This is a genomic window from Candidatus Manganitrophaceae bacterium, from assembly GCA_012960925.1.
Lineage (GTDB): Bacteria > Nitrospirota > Nitrospiria > SBBL01 > JAADHI01 > DUAG01.
Genome location: DUAG01000057.1, coordinates 1 through 19,927, shown reverse-complemented (window position 1 = coordinate 19,927; position 19,927 = coordinate 1). Strand labels below are relative to the sequence as shown.

The 19,927-nt window shown below is 49.2% G+C and carries 22 protein-coding genes; 11 read left to right on the top strand and 11 right to left on the bottom strand.

The genetic code is table 11. The features are described from left to right. Window positions 1–20 precede the first annotated feature (20 nt). The 3 genes from EYQ01_09260 to EYQ01_09250 are packed head-to-tail and all read left to right on the top strand — an operon-like array spanning window position 21 to window position 2,251. The gene (locus tag EYQ01_09260; GenBank protein ID HIE65976.1) at window positions 21–1,304 is read left to right on the top strand and encodes a thiolase domain-containing protein; all 1,284 of its coding nucleotides are present in this window, start codon (window positions 21–23) and stop codon (window positions 1,302–1,304) included. An 11-nt stretch (window positions 1,305–1,315) separates the two neighbouring features. After that, complete coding sequence (locus tag EYQ01_09255) at window positions 1,316–1,681, top strand: SDR family NAD(P)-dependent oxidoreductase (GenBank protein HIE65975.1); 366 nt, start codon at window positions 1,316–1,318, stop codon at window positions 1,679–1,681. A gap of 3 nt (window positions 1,682–1,684) precedes the next feature. Then, window positions 1,685–2,251, top strand: coding sequence for an SDR family oxidoreductase (locus EYQ01_09250; protein HIE65974.1), 567 nt, complete (start codon window positions 1,685–1,687; stop codon window positions 2,249–2,251). 9 nt (window positions 2,252–2,260) lie between these two features. On the opposite strand, the gene EYQ01_09245 is transcribed toward EYQ01_09250, so the two are convergent. From EYQ01_09245 to EYQ01_09220, 6 genes are all read right to left on the bottom strand, one after another. Beyond that, window positions 2,261–3,694: a radical SAM protein gene (locus tag EYQ01_09245; GenBank protein ID HIE65973.1), complete on the bottom strand. Its 1,434-nt coding sequence runs from the start codon at window positions 3,692–3,694 to the stop codon at window positions 2,261–2,263. Then, a complete protein-coding gene (locus EYQ01_09240; GenBank protein HIE65972.1) occupies window positions 3,691–4,101 on the bottom strand; it encodes a hypothetical protein in 411 nt (136 codons plus the stop codon). The genes EYQ01_09245 and EYQ01_09240 overlap by 4 nt, the downstream gene beginning before the upstream one ends. A 164-nt stretch (window positions 4,102–4,265) precedes the next feature. Then, on the bottom strand, window positions 4,266–4,994 hold the full coding sequence (locus EYQ01_09235) for an amino acid ABC transporter ATP-binding protein (protein ID HIE65971.1): 729 nt from the start codon (window positions 4,992–4,994) through the stop codon (window positions 4,266–4,268). A 26-nt stretch (window positions 4,995–5,020) separates the two neighbouring features. Continuing rightward, complete coding sequence (locus EYQ01_09230) at window positions 5,021–6,217, bottom strand: amino acid ABC transporter permease (protein ID HIE65970.1); 1,197 nt, start codon at window positions 6,215–6,217, stop codon at window positions 5,021–5,023. Between the two features lie 57 nt (window positions 6,218–6,274). Next, the gene (locus EYQ01_09225; GenBank protein ID HIE65969.1) at window positions 6,275–7,471 is read right to left on the bottom strand and encodes an ABC transporter permease subunit; all 1,197 of its coding nucleotides are present in this window, start codon (window positions 7,469–7,471) and stop codon (window positions 6,275–6,277) included. Between the two features lie 150 nt (window positions 7,472–7,621). Then, on the bottom strand, window positions 7,622–8,650 hold the full coding sequence (locus EYQ01_09220) for an amino acid ABC transporter substrate-binding protein (GenBank protein ID HIE65968.1): 1,029 nt from the start codon (window positions 8,648–8,650) through the stop codon (window positions 7,622–7,624). Window positions 8,651–8,981: 331 nt separating this feature from the next. Here EYQ01_09220 and EYQ01_09215 point away from each other — a divergent pair, with 331 nt between their 5' ends. The 8 genes from EYQ01_09215 (at window position 8,982) to EYQ01_09180 (ending at window position 17,419) form a co-directional block, all read left to right on the top strand. After that, window positions 8,982–10,658 carry a long-chain fatty acid--CoA ligase gene (locus EYQ01_09215; GenBank protein ID HIE65967.1) on the top strand — a complete coding sequence of 559 codons (1,677 nt, stop codon included), beginning with the start codon at window positions 8,982–8,984 and terminating at the stop codon, window positions 10,656–10,658. A 229-nt stretch (window positions 10,659–10,887) separates the two neighbouring features. Next, window positions 10,888–12,078: a thiolase family protein gene (locus EYQ01_09210; protein HIE65966.1), complete on the top strand. Its 1,191-nt coding sequence runs from the start codon at window positions 10,888–10,890 to the stop codon at window positions 12,076–12,078. A gap of 17 nt (window positions 12,079–12,095) precedes the next feature. Then, entirely contained in the window at window positions 12,096–13,307 is a 1,212-nt protein-coding gene (locus EYQ01_09205) for a hypothetical protein (protein ID HIE65965.1), read from the top strand. Window positions 13,308–13,363: 56 nt separating this feature from the next. Beyond that, a complete protein-coding gene (locus EYQ01_09200; protein HIE65964.1) occupies window positions 13,364–14,131 on the top strand; it encodes an enoyl-CoA hydratase in 768 nt (255 codons plus the stop codon). 20 nt (window positions 14,132–14,151) lie between these two features. Further along, the gene (locus tag EYQ01_09195; protein HIE65963.1) at window positions 14,152–14,256 is read left to right on the top strand and encodes a hypothetical protein; all 105 of its coding nucleotides are present in this window, start codon (window positions 14,152–14,154) and stop codon (window positions 14,254–14,256) included. A 15-nt stretch (window positions 14,257–14,271) separates the two neighbouring features. Next, the gene (locus EYQ01_09190) at window positions 14,272–15,066 is read left to right on the top strand and encodes an electron transfer flavoprotein subunit beta/FixA family protein (GenBank protein ID HIE65962.1); all 795 of its coding nucleotides are present in this window, start codon (window positions 14,272–14,274) and stop codon (window positions 15,064–15,066) included. Between the two features lie 20 nt (window positions 15,067–15,086). Further along, on the top strand, window positions 15,087–16,076 hold the full coding sequence (locus EYQ01_09185) for an electron transfer flavoprotein subunit alpha/FixB family protein (protein HIE65961.1): 990 nt from the start codon (window positions 15,087–15,089) through the stop codon (window positions 16,074–16,076). Window positions 16,077–16,108: 32 nt separating this feature from the next. After that, window positions 16,109–17,419, top strand: coding sequence for an FAD-dependent oxidoreductase (locus EYQ01_09180; GenBank protein HIE65960.1), 1,311 nt, complete (start codon window positions 16,109–16,111; stop codon window positions 17,417–17,419). 41 nt (window positions 17,420–17,460) lie between these two features. Here the strand turns inward: EYQ01_09180 and EYQ01_09175 are convergent, their stop codons facing one another. The 5 genes from EYQ01_09175 to EYQ01_09155 form a co-directional block, all read right to left on the bottom strand. Beyond that, window positions 17,461–17,757, bottom strand: coding sequence for a PilZ domain-containing protein (locus tag EYQ01_09175; GenBank protein ID HIE65959.1), 297 nt, complete (start codon window positions 17,755–17,757; stop codon window positions 17,461–17,463). 114 nt (window positions 17,758–17,871) lie between these two features. Beyond that, complete coding sequence (locus EYQ01_09170; GenBank protein HIE65958.1) at window positions 17,872–18,216, bottom strand: LuxR family transcriptional regulator; 345 nt, start codon at window positions 18,214–18,216, stop codon at window positions 17,872–17,874. Window positions 18,217–18,243: 27 nt separating this feature from the next. Next, a complete protein-coding gene (locus EYQ01_09165) occupies window positions 18,244–18,591 on the bottom strand; it encodes a hypothetical protein (GenBank protein ID HIE65957.1) in 348 nt (115 codons plus the stop codon). Window positions 18,592–18,643: 52 nt separating this feature from the next. Further along, entirely contained in the window at window positions 18,644–19,099 is a 456-nt protein-coding gene (locus tag EYQ01_09160; GenBank protein ID HIE65956.1) for a hypothetical protein, read from the bottom strand. A 229-nt stretch (window positions 19,100–19,328) separates the two neighbouring features. Beyond that, entirely contained in the window at window positions 19,329–19,787 is a 459-nt protein-coding gene (locus EYQ01_09155) for a DUF192 domain-containing protein (protein HIE65955.1), read from the bottom strand. Window positions 19,788–19,927: the final 140 nt, after the last annotated feature.

Below are 19,927 nucleotides of genomic sequence, written 5' to 3'. Positions count from 1 at the left end.
GTGGTTACATGGAGATGTAGATGCAGCCAGTTTACATGATTACAGGCGGGATCACGAAGTTCACGAAGGCCAATACACAAATGGACTTTCGTCTCATGGTCAAAGAGGCCTACGACTTTGCCCTCAAGGACCTTCCTAAACTGAGGCCGGAGATGATCGATGGCAGTGTCGGATCTTATTTTTCCGATCATTTTACACGACAGTTGATGGCGGCCATCATGGTTCAGGATTATCTGGGCCTCTGTCCAAAACCCTCTCGGAGAGTAGAAGGAGGCGGGGCAACCGGGGGACTTTGCTTTCAGAGTGCCTGGGAGTCGGTGGCCTCTGGAAGGATGGATATCTGCCTTGCCTTTGGATTTGAGACGATGTCACGCGTGAACACCTGGAAGGGAAACGAGTTTATCGCCCTTGCTTCAGACACCAATTTTGACTACCCCGTTGGGGGTTTTTACAGCGGCTACTATGCCATGATGGTTCAACGGCATATGCATGAGTTTGGAACGACGCCGGAACAGATGGCGATGGTTTCCATCAAGAATCACGCCAATGCCCTTTATAACCCCTATGCACAGAAACCGGGGCTGTTGACGATTGAGGATGTCCGGAGCGCCACGATGGTGGCGACGCCTCTCACGATGCTTGATATCTGTACGATGTCAGACGGCGCGGCGGTTGCTGTTCTGGCCTCGGAAAAGGTGGCCGAAAAAATATGTAAACGCCCGGTCAAGGTGACGGGCATCGGAAGCGGAACGGATGCGATGCGGATGGCAGACCGGCCTCATGGAAAGGTTCTCCTCCTTCCTCATGAACGGGCAAGCGATTATAAAGGATTAAAATATCCCGGAGTCCACTCCTTCAGAGGTGGTCGTATGGCGGCAAAGTTGGCCTATAAAATGGCGGGCATCCAAAACCCTGTAGAGGATCTTGACTTTGTAGAACTTCATGACGCCTATACCTCATCCGAGATTCAAACCTACGAAGATATGGGTCTCTGCAAGTATGGAGAAGGGGGAAGCTTTGTTGAAGAAGGAAGTCCCTTCATGCCGGGAATTGAGTATGGCCTGAGCCTTCCGAAGAGAGGAAAGATTCCGGTGAATCCAAGCAGTGGTCTTCTTGCCTGTGGTCATCCGGTGGGTGCAACCGGTCTGATGCAGGCGGTCTTCGCGTTCTGGCAGTTACAAGGGAGCATCAAGAAACATTTGGGGAGTAACAAACTCCAGGTCAAGAATGCAAAACGGGGCCTGATCCACAGCCATGCGGGGACGGGGACGTATATCACAGTCAGCATTCTCGAGCGCCCCTAAATAAACCGCCGATTCGCCTGCCTTACTGCGTTATCGGCCTTTTTTGCTCCTCAACGTACGAAGAGTACGCCTCGATCACAAAAAAGACCTCTGGCCTTGTCTTGCAGGCGACTTGTCGGTTTATTCTCACATTACTTATCAGATTATCCAGGAAATCATTAAAAGTGAGTGGGCTTTTGCTGGATAAAGTGGCTCTTGTTACGGGGGGAAGCCGGGGCATTGGATATGCCATTGCGGCAGCGTATATCGAGGAAGGGGCGAAGGTTGTTATTTGTGGTCGGGATGAAAGCCGCTTGCGGGAAGCCGCTGAAAGTTTAGGAATACTTGGTGAGGTGACGGCCATCGGGTACGATGTTTTCATTTTTGACCAGGTTTAAGGGATGGTTCGAAAGATTATTGCGCAATTCGGGCGGATCGACATTCTCGTGAATAATGCGGGGATCTCTATGACCTACGGGCGTGTAGGAGAGATTGACCCTAAACGATGGGCCGAAGTGATCGGAGTGAATCTGATCGGAACCTTCAATTGCTGCCACGCTCTCCTTCCTCATATGCTGAAAGGGCGTAGAGGGAAAATTATCAACCTCAAGGGCTATGGAGCCCGTATGTCCTCTCCCCGGATGACGGCCTATGGTGCAAGTAAGGCGGGAATCGCCGCTTTTACACGCTCTCTCTCCAGGGAATACAGCGGGACGGGTATCACCGTGAATATACTCTCGCCCGGGGTTGTCCGGACGGAACTGCTTCTGAGTCGTGAAACCACTGATGAAGGTCGGAACTACCGTGATAAGTTCAATTGGGTCATCGACCTCTTGGCAGGCCCGGTGGAAAAACCCGCGGCACTTGCTGTAAAAATGGCCTCTGCTCAAACCGATGGCGTCACCGGAAAAGAATTCCGTGTGATGACAAAGACCAAGCTGCCTTTCGGATGCTGGGGTATGGAATGAAGAGGCTCTTTACTCCTGGATGATTGCGAACTGCTGTTTGGTGGGTTCCGCGCAACAAAACCAGGGTTCGGTCAGTCTTGGGGGTCGTTTCCGGTCTGCTTTGACCGGATGTGTGATTCTCTGGGCTGGGCGCCCTTCATAGGCTGCATATGCGAATTCTTTCAGCTGATAGAAAATGATGGCGGGGTCGACCTCTTCCTGGGTTCCTTTTCCCACTTCCTCAGCGAATACTTCCTGGAGCCGATCGATCCTGGGATCGCTGTGGGTCCACAGATAGGTAAATGATTCTTGAACCAGGGGACCCAGGTGAGCCGCGATGCTGGGTTCTGACAAAAGAAGGGAACCCGGCGGGATGAGCAGGCGAATCGTATACTGTACCGGGTCGAGGGAATCGATCATGTCTTCCTTTTCAACAAAGTCGAAGAGGTCGATGATATCCTCAATAGTCGTCCAGGGGGTAAAAGGAACCAGCGAGGCGCGGAGTGTGATCCCGGCCTGTCGTGTCAGGTGAACCGCGCTTTCAATATCGGCCCTCGTGTGGTTCTTATCGAGATGGACCAGGATGGTGTTGCTGAGTGACTCCACAGCTGAGATAATGAAGATACAGCCGAGTTCGGCCAGTTCCGAGAGGGAGGACTGATCCCGGATCAGATGCTCGATCTTGGCGGTAAAATCAAAGGTGAGATTGGGGAAAAGGTCATGCATTGCTCGGACGATACGTAGAGAATGGACCGGGCCGTTTAAGAAGTCGGGATCGCCAAAGGTAATATGCGTCGCGCCCATCTTAACCAGATTTTCAATGTCTTCCAGAACAACTTCACGGGGAACAAGAAAAAAACGCCCGCCATAGACCGGCGGGATCGGGCAGTGACGGCAGTGGTAACGGCAGCCACGGCTTGCTTCAACGTAACCCACCTGACGACGAGTACTCCCTTCTTCCAAGTGGGCGTATTTTTCAAGAGGAGGAAGGAGCGCCCGGCTCGGCGCGAAAAAAGGAAGATGTGTCAGGAGGGGTGCTGCATCACTTCGGTGCGTACTGACCCCCTCAATAGAACGATCATCATTCCTCTCAAGAGCTTGAACAAGTGAAACCAATGCGGTTTCATATTCTCCCCCGATGACGGAGTCTGCTGCTTTTTCCAGAAGGGCGTCTTTGTTGAGAGATGAATAGAGACCGAAGAAGGTGATATGGCAGCCGGCATTGGCCTCCCGAACCTGTGTGGCGACCACGGCCCCGATCCGCAAGGCCGTGTGCATGGGGACAGAAATAGCAACCAGTCTGGCCCGCCGGACTTTGGACATGTCGAGTTTCTGGACGGAGAGGTCGATGACGTTAGGGCGATATCCCGCCTGTTCTAAAAAGGCCAAAGGTGACGCAAGCGCGACGGGCTGATGTCCCAGCTCATAACAGGAGATGAGTAGGATTTCTCCGGGAGTCTTCATTTTAAGTCTTTTGGATTGTAGGCGAGGATATTCCCCCAATAGGTGAAGGCCTTCATCCCTGGTATCGCGATGTGCTCCATATACCCAAATTTTCCACCCTTTGTGATGATTTTGATGTAACCGCCGGTTTTGAGGTCGATAAAAAGATCAAAATTATTCATGGATTGATAGAGCAGCTCTCTCTTGTCCCGTGTTGCCCAAAAATATTTTCCATCTTCTTCTGTAATGATGGCGGCATTGGTGATTTTTTGATTGTTGTCGAGCTTGACGTTGTGCGAGAGGTCTGCTGAACTTCTGTTTTGAATGACGGGTATGCCATGAAAGACGATTCTTTTCCCAAAGGCCGGGGATGTCAGGAAAAAAGATAATCCAAGGGGAATAATCCACAAAAGACGATGCTTGTTCATTGACCCTCCTACTAATTATTGACAGTGATACAGATTTTTCGTTCATACGAAATTACGTCACAATATATCAGAACTTCCCGCACGCCGTAAACCGGGAGGGGAGACCCCAAGGTCATATCGACGATCTTAGGGTGAGGAATAGCATTGAAATCGGGTGCAGTGCCTCAGTGTCCGAGTATTTTTGAGAGAAAGTCCCGGGAACGTTCATGGTTTGGATTCGTGAAGAATATTTCGGGTGTTGTTTCCTCAATGATTTTCCCCTGGTCGAAAAATAGGACCCGGTTCGCGACTTCTTTGGCAAAGCCCATCTCGTGCGTTACAACGAGCATTGTCATCCCGGTTGTGGCAAGTTCCTTCATGACATCGAGCACCTCTTTGATCATTTCAGGATCTAATGCCGATGTCGGTTCGTCGAATAACATGACTTCAGGGTCCATCGCAAGGGCTCTGGCAATGGCGACCCGCTGCTGCTGGCCGCCAGACAGTTGCCCGGGGTATTTAGAGGCCTGTTCCGGGATGCCTACCCGTTTTAACAATTCCATTGTTTTTTCTTCAGCCTGTTTTCTGGGGCGTTTACGAACGTGAATCTGCGCGAGCGTGATATTCTCCATGATGCTCAGGTGGGGAAAGAGATTAAAGCTTTGAAAGACCATCCCTACCTCTCTCCGAATGGTTTCGATGTTCTTCAAATCATCATTCAAGGGTGTTCCATGGATGATGATCTCTCCTTCTTCATGGACTTCCAATCGATTGAGTGTTCGGATGAATGTTGATTTTCCAGACCCTGACGGCCCAATGATCACGACCACTTCCCCTTTGGCGACTTCAACATTCACGCCCTGTAAGGCATGGAAGTCCCCGAACCATTTGTGGACGTTACGGCAGACGATCACGTTTTTATTGTCTTGGTTCTTTGAACTCATCGAACGCCGACTCCAAGCTGTTTTTCTAAATTTCGACTATATTTTGACATTAAAAAACTAAAAATCCAATAGACAAAAGCGATCGTCATGAAGACCTCGGCTTCCAAACCAATAAAATCAGGTTGTCCAATCGCGGCCTTCGCGGCTCCGGTTAGATCAAGCAGTCCAACAATGGCAACCAGGGAGGTATCTTTGAACAGGGAGATGCATTCCCCGACGAGTGCAGGAATGACGGCACGGATTGCCTGGGGTAGAACGATGAAAAGGTTTGTTTGAACTGTGTTCAATCCGAGGGCCTGTGCGGCTTCGATTTGTCCTGCGGGGAGCGCTTGTAAGCCTCCCCGGATGTATTCTGCCATATAAGCTGCGGCAAAGAGAGTGACGGCGATCATCACGCGCACCAGGTTACTGACAACCAGAGCGGGGGGGAGAAACAAAGGAATGAGAACCTGACCCATAAACAGCAGAGTGATCAGAGGAACGCCACGAATGGTTTCGATAAATCCGATACAAAGCACCTTGATTCCGGGCAGCTTACTTCTTCTTCCCAGAGCCAGGGCGATCCCAAGAGGGAAGGACACAACAATGCCGACGACGGTCACTAAGAGTGTTAGAAGCAGTCCACCCCAGAGATGGTTTTCGACTCTGGGCAGAATATCGCTTCCTGTAAAACCACTCAGTAATATCGGGCTGAGTGTGATATAGAGAAACCATCCTAGGACAATTCGGCGCTTTTGTCCTTTTTGGGCCGTGGTGTATCCAATCAGGTAGAGGATAGCTCCGGCAATGGGAAAATAATGGTTGGCGGCATTAAACCCTGTACGGTCTGCATCATGGCCCACGATGGTGCTCCACAGGGCGAACCCCGTGAAGCAAATAAACAGTGACCAGCTTTTGACTCCCATCCTTGTTCGGATGGCAACGGTGGAACCCAACAAGCCCATCAAGAACACGAGGGTCAGAAAAATTCTCCAGAGCTGTTCCTCTGGATAGGAGCCGACTGCGAAAAGGTGGAGATTGTCGACGACAACTTGCCAGTCTGCGTTCTGAAACACAAATGCAAGCATCGGAACAAATAGAAGATACCCCAGCCAGAGACTCCCAATGGTTAATGAGGTGTTGATCCAGGAACCAAACAAGTTTTTTTTGATCCAGGGAATGATCATATTTTTAGACTTTGTATAAGCAGACATGATCAAGCCATTAAAGATTGTTTGTGATAGGTCTCATGCAAATCGCTGCCTTAGACTTTATTTTGCGATTATTCCTGTTCTGGCGTTAAACCAGTTAATGATCGTCGAAATGAATAAGCTGACACCCAGGTAGGATCCCATCACCAGAAGTATCAGGGGGATCGCGTTTCCAGACTGGTTGGAGATGGTCTGAGAGACCTGAAAGAGGTCGGCAAAACCAATCACAAGGGCCAGGCTGGAATTTTTTGTCAAATTAAGATACTGATTTGCCAAGGGAGGAAATATGACCCGCAAGGCTTGAGGAAAGACAACCAGCCGAAAAATCTGTAGCGGGGTTAATCCCAGGGCCTGAGCCGCTTCGCTTTGTCCTTTATGGACGGCCAGGATGCCTGCTCTGACAATCTCAGCAATGAAGGCCGCCGTATAGATTGTCAGTCCGGTCAACAATCCCATGAATTCGGGGGAAAAATGAATCCCGCCCTGAAAATTGAATCCTTTCAAGCGGGGGGTACTGAGGCGGAGGGGATATTCGGGCAGTGCGAAGAGGCTGAGGAGGACCACTCCCAAAAATACCATATAGGGGATGAATGCTTTGGACCGCAGCAGACCACGACCCGCTTCCCTCCCTTTCAGGATTCTCAGTACTCCGAAGCCGCTGATGACGGCAAGGCCAATGAAGCCTAACCACATTCGAGTGGTGTCCGTCCCTTCCCACCATGGGAAAAATGCGCCGCGATTGCTCAAGTAAATTCCGCCAGGGAGTGGAATAGACTGTCGAATCCCTGGCAGGGCCAAATAGACCACATGATACCAGACAAAAAGCTGTACCAGCAAAGGGATGTTTCGAATGATTTCCACATAGACTGTTGACAAGGTATTGATCAATAAATTTTTTGAGAGGCGTCCCATCCCAATGAAAATACCAAGAAAGGTGCTTAGAAGAATACCCAATGCTGAGATACGAAGCGTATTGACTGCGCCGACTTGAAAGGCCCTCCAATAAGAGTTTTCAGATGAAAATTCGATGCCTTCACTAATTGAAAACCCCGCTTCTTCTGACATAAACTCAAACTGGATCTTTAAGTTCTGCTGGGCCAGTCCTGAAAACATATTACGCAACAACCAGAAAAAAAATATCCCAATGACAAGAAAAAAAAGGACTTGCAGCAGAATATTAATCACTTTGACATCCCGATAAAAAGGAATACGGATCGCTTCAGACTTGTGAAGAGGAGGGTGTTGGGTTTTTTTCATAGCAAGTTGTAATGATTTTTATTGCCTGGATAAGGCTTCAGGGCAAGGCGCGAGGAGCGCAGAACCACAGCGTATGTTTCATGCGTGAGGATTCGAGTACCACAGCAACGCAGACATGGAGCCTTGGATGGGTGAGTTGAACTGTTACTTTTATCGAAAAGGAGGGGCATACATCAAACCGCCATCGGTCCAGAGAGCATTCAGGCCGCGAGACATCTTGAACTTTGATTTCATCCCGAGGTTTCGATCAAAGACCTCACCGTAGTTGCCTACATTTTTGATGATATTGGCGACAAAGGTGTTGTCTACACCCAGGCCTTTTCCGAGGGTTCCGGTAATGCCTAAGAGCCTCTGGATGACGGGATCTTTATTAAGCTTCATGACCTCAAGATTCTTTTGGGTCACTCCCAGTTCTTCCGCCGCCAGCATGCCGTAAATGGTCCAGACTACCACGTCCCTCCATTGGCTGTCATTGGACCCGACTGCAGGCCCCAGCGGTTCCTTGGAGATGGTTTCGTCCAGAAGGACATAGATCGAAGGATTCTTTTCCGCATACTGGCGGGCAAGGAGTGTGGACCGGTCCGAGGTAGCGGCGTCACATCGGTTTGCCCTGAATGCGGACATCATTCCGTCGGCATCTTCAAAGGTCAGCAGCGTGAAGTTGGAATTTATTTTCGCGAAGTAATCTGTGATATTTTTTTCAGTCGTGGTTCCTGAAATGGTACAAAATGTGGCTCCTGCGAGTTCGCTGATCCCTTGAATGCCCAGATCTTTTTTTACCAGAACTCCCTGGCCGTCATAAAATGTCGTTACCGTAAAGTCAAGCCCCACCGATCCGTCTCTGGAGACCGTCCATGTGGTATTTCTGGAAAGGACATCGATTTCACCTGCCTGAAGTGCCGTAAAGCGCTGTGACGAGGAGAGAGGGACATATTTCACTTTCTTGGGATCACTAAAGACGGCGCTTGCAATGGCCTTGCAAAATGCAACATCAAATCCTTCAAATTCGCCTTTGGGATTAAGAAATCCAAAGCCCGGGATCATTTTGTTCACACCGCAATGAAGAATCCCGCGACGCTTTACCGTATCCAATTTTCCGGCAAAAACTGAAGAAGCGCCCAGGAGGAGTGCCATCGAGATCAACGCGCTTGCGGCCACCTTTAAACTATTATTCCTCATAAGCATTGCTCCTGAATATCTGCGAAGAGTTGATCATATCTTTATGTACACTTCATCTAATGGGATGTTCCTCTTTAGTTTCAAATTGACAATCACATCAATGAAGGAATCATTCTATAGAATTAATGAACTAGAAACAACCTCATATTTTATCCTTTTTGAGCGAGACCCAGAAAGGAGTAAATGTCGTGAAGTTTGACGGAGGTAGTTTGACTTTTATGGTATAATTATAGTAGTTTTGAAGGGTCATTCATGTACTTTTCTTTCCCCCCGTCCATGTGGGGAGTGGACGTAAGATCCATGTGAGTTCATGGAGATAGGCGGATTGCTTATGGATCGTCCCTGGGTCAAGTATTATGAACAGGATGTACCGGAAACCATTCAATTCCCCTCCATTCCAATTTACCAGTTTATTGACGATTCTGCGGTTCGATGCCCTGAACTTTGCGCCATTCTTTTCTATGGGAAGAGGACGAGCTATCAGAAATTGTCCCTTGAAATCAATCAATTTGCCCATCTCCTTACAGAACTGGGTGTGCGCAAGGGGGATCGAGTGGCCATCATGCTCCCGAATATCCCCCAATGTGTTGTTGCCTACTATGGTGCACTGAAAGCGGGTGCAATCGTCGTCATGACGAATCCTTTGTACGTCGAACGAGAACTTCAAGTGCAGCTTGATGATTCCGGAGCGGAAACGATTATTGCTCTCGACTTCTTTTATCCCCGTATTGAAAAAATTAAAAATAAGACCCCCTTAAAAAATATCATCTTAACTTCCATTCGAGATGCACTTCCCTGGTTCTTGTCCCTCCTTTACCCGATCAAGGCAAAGAAGGAGGGCCAGTGGATTCAAGTCCCAAAAGTCCCGCCTGTATACGACATGATGGCACTGATGAAGGAGATGCCTTCATCTGATCCGAATGTGCTTGTCTTTTCCACAGACCTGGCTCTCCTCCAATATACCGGCGGAACGACCGGAACCCCAAAAGGGGTGATGTTGACGCATCAAAATCTTGTGGTCAACGCGATTCAAATCCGTAAATGGATGCCATCCCTTACGGAAAAGGAAGAGATTTTCCTCGGGGTGATCCCTTTCTTCCATGTTTATGGGATGTCAACCTGCATGAACCTAGCGATTTATTTGGGGTCGACACTCGTCCTTTTGCCTCGATTTGTGACCAAGGATGTCCTGAAGACGATTCAGAAAAGCAGGGCGACAATGTTCATGGGGGTTCAGGCGATGTACGTCGCGATTAATAATTTTGCCACCATCAAAGAATATGATCTCTCTTCCGTGCGTGTTTGTATCTCTGGTGCCGGACCGCTCCATGAAGAGGTCCAGCGCCGTTTTGAGGCGCTGACAGGAGCAAAACTGGTTGAGGGATATGGGCTGTCAGAGGCCTCTCCCGTGACCCATGCGATCCCGATCAATGGAAAGCGGAAAGAGGGGAGCATCGGACTTCCTTTTCCGAATACTCTTGCAAAGATCGTTGATATTGAGACAGGAAAGAAAGACCTTGCAATTGGGGAGGTCGGCGAATTAATTGTTCAAGGCCCTCAGGTGATGGAGGGATATTGGCAAAAAGGGACGGAAACCAGAGATGTCTTGCGGGATGGGTGGCTTTTTACAGGGGATATGGCCCGCATGGATGAGGAAGGATACTTTTTTATTGTAGACCGAAAGAAAGACATGATTAAGACAAAGGGTGAGAATGTTTATCCGCGTGAAGTGGAAGAGGTTCTTTTCCGGCATCCAAAAGTAAAAGATGCGGTTGTGGTGGGTATCCCTGAAAAGTTTTTTGGGGAATACATCAAGGCCTATCTTGTTCTGAAAGAAGGAGAAAATGTAACAGAAGATGAGGTGATGGATCACTGCCGAATAGAGTTGGCTGAGTTCAAGGTGCCGAAAGAGATTGAGTTTCGATCCGAGCTTCCGAAGACAATTATTGGAAAGGTCTTGAGGCGTGTCTTGCTGGAAGAAGAAATGAAGAAGAGGCGTAACGATTGAGCCTACCCATCTTTTTCCCCATGACTGCGTTGCTGTGGTGCTCGAATCCTCACGTATAGACATACGTTGCGGTTCTGTGCTCCTCGTGCCTTATCCTGGAGGATGGGTCTCGCGTAGCCAAAATCTAGGCAAGCTGAATCGTTACGAAGTTATAATCCGTTTTCGGGTTTGTCCGTGCAATAAGATCTGATTGGTCTGATATATTTGATGCAAATAGAAAGGAGTCTGTATGAAGGAAGCGGTCATTGTTGAAGGGGTCCGAACACCGATCGGCAATATGGGAGGCGCACTTAAGGAGATCACGAACCAAAAGTTGGGTGAAGCGGTCACCCGCGAGGTGTTCAAGCGTTCCGGTATCGATCCATCGGCGGCAGAAGAGGTCATCTTTGGTTGTGTCGGGCAATATAGTGACGCGACCAATCTGGCGCGTGTCATCATGCTGATGGCGGACTTGCCCATCTCCACCCCGGCCTATACCGTCGCGCGTAATTGCGCCTCCGGCCTGCAAGCCGTCGTGAATGCCTGCCAGAATATCTATTCGGGGGATGCAGACCTCCAGGTTGCCGGAGGGGTAGAAAACATGAGCCTGGCGCCTTTTGTTTCACGCGACATGCGGTTTGGACAGCGCCTGCGTCATTCGATGATGATTGATTCGATCTGGGAGGGCCTGACCGATGGTTTCTGCGGCCAGGTCATGGGAAAGACGGCTGAAAACCTTGCAGAAGAGTTTCAAATCACCCGTGAGGAACAGGATAAATATGCCGTAGAAAGCCATAAGAAAGCCTTTCGGGCAACACGTGAAGGGAAATTCAGGGAAGAGATCGTTCCTGTTCTTATTCCAAAAAAAGTGGCTGGAAAGGAAGTGACTCCAGAGCCCTTTTCTCAGGATGAAGGACCGAATGTTGCCCTGACCGAACAGATGCTCTCTCTCTATCCGGCGATCTTCAAGGAAGGGGGGACGGTGACCCCTGGAAATGCCTGTCCGATCAGTGATGGTGCGGCGGCGCTTCTCATGATGTCACGGGAGCGGGCCAAGGCACTGGGAAAAGAACCGATCGGGGTGGTACGGTCCTATGCTTCTGTTGGGGTTGAGCCGCAACGCATGGGAATCGGCCCGGCACTGGCCATTCCAAAGGCCTTGAAGAAGGCAGGGCTTTCAATCTCTGATATCGAACTGATTGAAGTGAATGAGGCCTTTGCCGTTCAATATCTTGCGGTCGAACGGGTTCTGGGGCTTAAGCGGGAGATCACAAACGTCAATGGCGGGGCGATTGCCCTTGGACATCCGGTCGGGATGAGCGGTGCCCGTCTGGTAATCACTCTTTTGAAAGAGATGAAGAGACGAGACCTGACGCTCGGGGTTGTTTCCCTTTGTGTGGGCGGCGGGCTCGGCTCGGCGATGGTTCTGGAACGAAAATAGAGAAAGGCGGGAGAGCTATGTATATCTACAAAGCAGCGGTGATCGGTGCGGGGACGATGGGTGCCGGAATCGCCCAGGTGATTACTTATTCAGGCCTTCCAGTCATCTTAAAGGATGTCAATCAGGAGGCCGTTGATCGGGGTTTGGAGACGGTCCGTAAAATTTATCAAGGGCGGGTGGATAAAGGGAAGATGACGTCCACCGAGATGAATCAGAAGATGGCCCTGGTGATCGGTGCGGTTGACTATTCAGGATTTTCAGATGTCGATATTGTCATAGAAGCTATTTTTGAAGATATCTCGATCAAGCAAAAGCTCTTTCATGAGTTGGAATCGGTTTGTCCTGAAAATACGATCCTGGCCAGCAATACCTCTTCTCTTCCCCTCTCCGCCATTGCCTCCGCTTCAAAGAGGCCGGAAAAAGTGGTCGGCTTGCATTTTTTTAATCCAGCGCCCGTGATGAAACTGGTTGAGGTGATCCCCGGTCTCGGGACATCTCAGGAAACGATTGACGATGTCACCCTCTTTTCAGAGAGTCTGAGGAAGATCCCCATCCGGGTGCAGGAGTGCGCGGGCTTCCTGGTCAATCGTCTTTTGCTGCCCTATTTAAACGAAGCGGCTATTGCCCTGGAGGAGGGTGCGGCCACGGCAAAGGAGATGGATGATGCTGCCCTTACCTTTGGACTCCCCATGGGTCCCTTTACACTCTTTGATCTGGTCGGGATTGATGTCTCTCTGAAGGTGGCGAATATTCTTCATCAGGCCTATGGTCCACGGGCGAAGGCCGCCGAAATCATTGCGGCCCTGGTGAATGCCGGACGCTATGGATTAAAAAGCGGCTCGGGTTTTTATGAATATGGGGATGGAAAACCTGGTGAACTCGATACGATCATTGATCAGGTGGGAAAAAAGCCAAAAGCCGGAAGAACTTCTTTTTCAGTAGACCGTCTGATCATGCCGATGATCAACGAGGCCGTGATCGCCCTGCAGGAAGGTGTCGCATCTGCTGCCGACATCGATGTTGCAATGTTGGCGGGAACCGGATTTCCCCAGGAGAAAGGGGGGCCGCTTCATTACGCGGATCAAGTTGGCGTTGATACCGTCCTCTCTACCCTGGAAAAATTGAAGGAAGAGCACGGGGAGCGCTTCTGGCCCGCGCCGATGCTGAAACGCATGGTCATGGGAGGATATCTGGGCAAAAAAACCGAAAAGGGCTTCTTTCAGTATTAAGAAACAGAACATGCTGAACAACGACGAAAGAACAGGAGGGTAATTTGGAAAATGAGATTGTAAAATATTCAACAGACGGTCATGTGGCGACGATCACCCTGAATAATCCTCCCGCAAATCTCTTGACCTTTGATCTCTTGTCCGCGCTGGAAAAAGTGGTGGATTCGCTGGCGAAGGATGATCAGGTTAAGGCGCTTGTCATTACGGGATCTGGGAGTCTCTTTGTTGCTGGGGCGGATATCAAGGAGATTGCCTCCATCTCCTCGTCGGAAAAGGGGGAATCCATTGCAAAAAGAGGTCAGGCGGTTCTTGACAAAATTGAACAAATGCAAAAGCCGGTAATCGCCGCGATTACAGGTTTTTGTCTGGGGGGTGGTCTTGAGTTGGCCATGGCCTGCCATCTCCGTATCGGAGGAGAACGTGTCCGCTTGGGGCAGCCTGAGATCAACCTCGGCATCATTCCGGGTTTTGGCGGGACGCAGCGGCTCCCGAGCCTCGTCGGGAAGGCAAAAGCCATTGAATTGATCCTGACCGGGGATATGATTAATGCGGAAGAGGGGAAAAGGATCGGCCTTTTCAATAAGGTGGTCCCGGAAGGAGAGGTACTGAAACAGGCTCAGGGCCTAGCGAAAAAGATTGCATCAAAAGGAAAGAAAGCGGTCGAGGCGAGTCTTCTGGCCATTCAATATGGGATAGACCATCCTCTCCCTTCCGGTTTAGAAAAGGAAGCGGAACTTTTTGGAAAGGTCTGTGCAACCGAGGATAAAAAAGAGGGGGTTTCGGCCTTTCTTGAAAAGCGCCAAGCAAAGTTTCAGGATCGTTAACCCCTGATGGTTTAGGGCCTATGAGGGAACATCCGACAGAGTACTTTTTCCGTGATACCAGAATGAAGCGTATCTTTGAAGGGACGCGTGAGATTCAAGGGATGGTCATTCGGAAGATGCCCTGAGGAGAGGAAATATTGATGAAGATGGCTGTTTGTATTAAGCAAGTCCCTGCCACAGAGTCGAAAATAAAGCCATCTTTTGATGGCAGGGAGATTGACCGGGCGGGCCTTTCTTATGTTGTGAATCCCTATGACGAGTTTGGTGTTGAGGAGGCCTTGAGAATAAAGGAACGTTTCGATGAAGGTTCTGTCACCGTGATAACCATCGGGCCGGAAAGGGTAACAGAAGCCTTGAGAACATGTCTTGCCCTAGGGGCGGACCAGGCAATACACATCAAGGATGATCGACTGGAGGGGGGAGATGCCTACGCGACGGCCTTTGTCCTTGCCGCTGCCTTGAAGAAAGAAAATTATGACATTATCTTTTTTGGAAAACAGGCGGTTGATGACGACAATGGCGCCGTTGGCATTCACCTTGCTGAATTGATGGGCTTGCCGCATGTGGCCGTGATTAATAAACTTGATCTGAAGCCGGGAAAGGGGAGGGCCGTTGCCTCGCGGCAGATCGAAGGGGCAACTGAAATAGTTGAAATTAAACTCCCTGCCGTCTTTACCTGCCAAAAGGGACTGAATGAGCCGCGGTATGCCTCCCTCCCCGGCATTATGAAAGCGAAGCAGAAACCATTGGCAACGCTGACTCTGGAGAATTTGGGCCTGGATGAGGAAAGCGTCGGAGCCAAAGGGGCAAAGCTCATGGTAACCCACATCGAAGCGCCGACTGAACGGACGACCGGAAAAATCTTTGATAAGGACCCCGCAGAATCCGTCGAAGAATTGCTTGGCTTACTTCGAAATGAAGCAAAAGTCTTGTAGCAAGGGAACAAGGAGGCAGCATGGCGGGCATACTGGTCTTTTCAGAACAACGTGACGGAAAGGTCAAGCGTGTGGCCCTGGAAGCCATTTCGGCTGCCCACTCCCTCCAAGCCAAGGTGGGAGGGGAAGTGGGTGCTGTGATCATCGGAGATCAGGTGGCCGATGAGGCGAATGTTCTCATGGACGCGGGTGCAGAGCGGATCTACCTGGCGGAAGATCCGCTTCTGCACTATTATACATCGGAAGGATATGTTTCCCTTGTCGGTGACCTGGCAAAAAAACTGGAGACCCGTCTGATCCTGATGGGAGCAACCACGATGGGGAAGGACCTCGGTCCGAAGTTGGCGGCCAGACTAGGTGGTCCTTTTGCCGGCGACTGTATTGGGCTGGAAATCGATGATGGGGGAATCCTCATTGCCCAGCGGCCGATCTACGGGGGAAAGCTCATGTCAACGGTCAAGAGTCGCCTAAATGCCTTCCAGGTGGCCACTATTCGGCCGAATGTCTTTCCCGTGAAAAAGCAGAAATCGGAGATCCCCTCCCGGATCGAAAAGATCACTTCCTCTTGTAATCTCTCCAGCCTGCTTGCTCGGGTTAAAGAGGTGGTAGAGACGGCGAGTTCGAAGGTTGAACTGACGGAGGCACGTATTATCGTGTCGGGGGGAAGAGGACTTAAAGCTCCTGAGAATTTCAACCTGGTGGAGGACCTGGCAGAGGTCCTTGGAGCTGCTGTGGGGGCATCTCGCGCCGCGGTCGATGCGGGATGGAAACCGCACAGTTATCAGGTTGGCCTGACAGGAAAGACGGTTTCTCCTCTTCTCTATATTGCCTGTGGTATTTCTGGAGCCGTACAACATCTGGCGGGGATGTCTTCTTCCAAGTATATCGTTGCGATCAATAAAGATCCAAATGCCCCGATCTTCAAGATTGCAAACTACGGCATCGTTGGAGACCTTTTTGAGATTCTTCCTCTCATGACCGAGGCGGTAAAAAAGATGAGAGAAGGTTAAAACCCGGGGACAGGGTTCACGTATTCTGGAGCATGCTCTTGTCGGACAAATTTGATGTCATCATCGTGGGTGCCGGACCGGCGGGTTCGGCCGCTGCGCTCACATTGGCACGGGCCGGTCTATCTGTCGTCGTCTTTGAACGGGGTGCGTTTCCCGGAGCAAAGAATATGTTTGGTGGGGTCCTCTATACACCTATTCTGAACAAATTGATCCCCGGATTTTGGGAAGAAGCCCCTATTGAACGGCATATTGTGAAACGCCGGTTTAGTCTGCTCTCCGGGAAATCAGAGGCCGCTTTTGAGTTCCGTTGCGAAGATTACAATGAAAACCCACCTTTTAATCATAGCTTTTCTGCACTCCGAGCACGCTTTGATCCATGGTTTTCCAAAAAAGCGGAGGAAGCGGGTGCTATGGTTATCACTGAAACCGTTGTTGATGACCTGATCTTTGAGAATGGCAAGATTTGCGGCGTGAAAGCCCGGCGGGAAGGAGGAGAGGTCCTGGCCGATGTCGTTATTGCCGCAGATGGGGTAAATTCTTTTCTGGCCAAAAAAGCGGGCCTTCGTAAAGATTTTCGCCGAGCCGTTCTAGCCGTCGCGGCAAAGGAAGTCATCGGTCTTCCACGAGAGGTGATTGAGGACCGTTTCTCCCTGGAAGGTGACGAGGGAGTGGCGATGGAGTTCTTTGGAGATTCGGTGGCAGGAATGGTTGGCGGAGGATTTATTTATACGAATAAGGAGACGCTTTCTGTCGGAATAGCCTGTTCCATCAAGTCATTCATCGATAAAAAGGTGGCACCCAATGATCTCCTAGACCGTTTTAAGGCGCATCCGAGCATAAAGCGCCTGATTAGAAAAGGCGAGACGCTGGAATATTCAGGACATATGATTCCAGAGGGTGGTTTTGAGCAGGTACCTCAGGTTTATACCGACGGACTCCTCCTGGTTGGCGATGCTGCTCATTTGGTGAATGCGTCTTTTTATCATGAAGGAACCAACCTGGCCATGGCCTCGGGTATGTATGCGGCGGAAGCCATCATTGAGGCGAAAGAAAAGGGTGATTTTTCGGCACAAACGCTGAAGTGCTACGAGGAAAAACTAAATGATAGTTTCGTTATGAAGGATTTGAGGAAATATCGAGCGGTGGAAAGGTGGTCGCATGAAAATCCAAAATTCTTTCAGGAATATCCATTTCTTGCTATAGAGATGCTAAAGGATTACTTTAGTATTTCTGAGCTGCCAAAAGAAGCGGTTCAAAAAGAAGCCTACCGAAAAGTACGCTCGCATATTTCCCCAATACAAGCCTTTTTTGAACTGAATAAATTTCGGAAAACCTTTTTTTAAAGGGTGTTTGTAAGATCAGCCGGGGAGGGAGCAGGTTTGACCTATATCAGATACCGCAATCCAACCGTATACCCACCTTGATTTTCGTGACTGTCGACCCAACAAACCTCGGCAAGAGTCGGCAATGAAGATTTCATCTCCGGAATTGGCATCTGGACCTGGATAATCTGGGAGCGGGTTAGAGGCGTCTCCGTTTTGAGACAAAATCCTCCGTTGCTTATGTTGAGCATAAGCCCATAATACCTTCTCTGCCCTAGCTCTAATGACGCAGAGGGTTCGTAGGCCACCTCCTTCTCCAAACCATGTCGATCGGCGATTCTTCGGTTTTCTCTATCCATTCTGATTACCCCAGATCAATAGGGTCTCCTTAATATTTGAGCGATAAGCTGATAAAATCTGCTTTACGCAATCACTGGCTTTTAATCAATCCCCTCAAATGAGGGGGAGAGTCCTCAGGAAAGATGATGACTTTGTAATATTTTTGCGACGATTCCGGCCCGGGTTGTTACGTCCAGTTTTTTCATAATCCTCTTCATATGGTCCTTCACCGTATATTCTCCGATATTCATAAAGACTACAATTTCTTTATTCATTTTTCCTTCAGACAACAATTGAACAACAATCTGTTCACGTTGTGTCAGTTTTATCAAATCTCTCACGTCTTCAATCCGAACGCCCTCAGAAACTCTCTCGATCAATATCATGATATGGGTACTGTCCTGATTCCCGGCACCCCTCTGTAAAAGCAGGGCTCGAAAAAGATAGACTGCTTCTTCGTGAATACAAATTCTGTTCACAGTAGGTGCTGATGCTTCAACTTTTCCTTAATCAGCGGATACCATATCCTTGAAATGATCATAAAGCTGGTAAATGATTTGGGGCAGTGGCCGTCCCGGATCCATTTTCTTTGACTTTCTAGGAAATTTTGGAATTGCAGTCAAACGATCCAGAAGGTTCTTTGCGTCGTAGTTCAGGTAGAGGGTTTCTCCTTCCTTCCCCATGATCAGTATTCCGGGTTGGGCTCTTCTTCGAACTAGATTGTGAAGGTCGTCTTCACTCATGTTTGACGGGCGGATAATTGGTTTTAGTGGTTTTGGAGGTGAATCATGGAGGATGTCCGGCTTTTCCCCCTGAACGATGTCGATGGATAAGTTGTGCAGAAGGTTGCCCAAAACGGCGGATCATGAGACCATTAATTCCATATCGGACTGTGTGAAAGGGCGGTTACTCTTTTCTCTCCAGAGTACGAGATAGCCTCTGCATTGTTTCTTTTTGTCCAATAGAGAGAATGATCAATGAAAAATAAAGCTTGGCCGGCATGAGGATATTTTTATAAAAAGGGTGACGTGTCAAGCGGGAGGATGTCCACACATCCTCTCCTCGGATACAGGGGGACTTGTTCTGCATCAGTTGTTCAACACTGGGGAGTAATGTCTTCTCCAATGTGATCTCATTGGTATCGATTGAGCGGGTCCGACCTGACCAGCTTTGATGTGTGAGCAAGGTTGCTTTTGAAGAAACAGGATCAACCGGAAAAAACCAACCGGATCGAAAGGAGATCTCTTTTTGTAATAAATGAAAGAGGGTTTTTAGAAGGGTGTCCAGACCGACCTGAGATGAGTCCATGTTTTTGAACTGGAGAATGACCTCCTTTTGCTGGATTGTTAAGCGAACGGACACAACGAAACCCCATTTCTAAAAATATTTACGGAAAGAATACTCTGATCCACGAATACAATCAAATGTGACTCGCGAAAACAGAGATCAAATGCACACCCGGCCCTTCCAAGGTTGATTTACGTTCAAATAAATAGGTTTCCCCAGCATCAAAGAACGCTCGCCTCTTTGCTAGGGGGTTTGTAAATTCATTACGGGTCTATAGTCGCTTATAATATTATATCAGGTTATATTAGTCCTGAAACTGAATGATCATACCTTTTTTAAGTTTTTCTTGGTGCGTAAGTCCGGCGGCGACTTCAAGCACATAGAGAGCTTTATCTTTTGTGGGGCCGTAGCTTGGACAAGGATCTGATTTGCATGGAGGTGTGTTCTCAGAAATGTATACAATTTCTCGGTGTTCATTCATCCAGATAATATCGATTGGGAATTTGCAGTTTTTCATCCAAAACCGGTGACGCGCTGCCACCTGAAAGACAAAGAGCATCCCGCCACCTTCTGGCAGGTGTTCCCGGAACATCAATCCAAGTCTTCTGGTTTTTGGGGTGTCGGCGATTTCTGCGTTGAGTTGAGTCCCGCTCGGAAAGGTTACCGTCTGATGGCTTGGGGCTTCGTTTGCATAGGCGGGGTTGATCGCAAGAAAAAAAGCAACGGCGATCAGAACCCTCTCTTTTCTCCACATGATGGGCATCTTATGAAAAAGAGGGGAGCGTGTCAACAAATCAAGATCCTACGGTAATCCCCCCATTAATAATGGTTCACAGAAGTAGAGCCTGTGTTGCCAGCGTCAATTTTTGATAGGGTGTAATTCCTCCAATCGCCATATTAGGC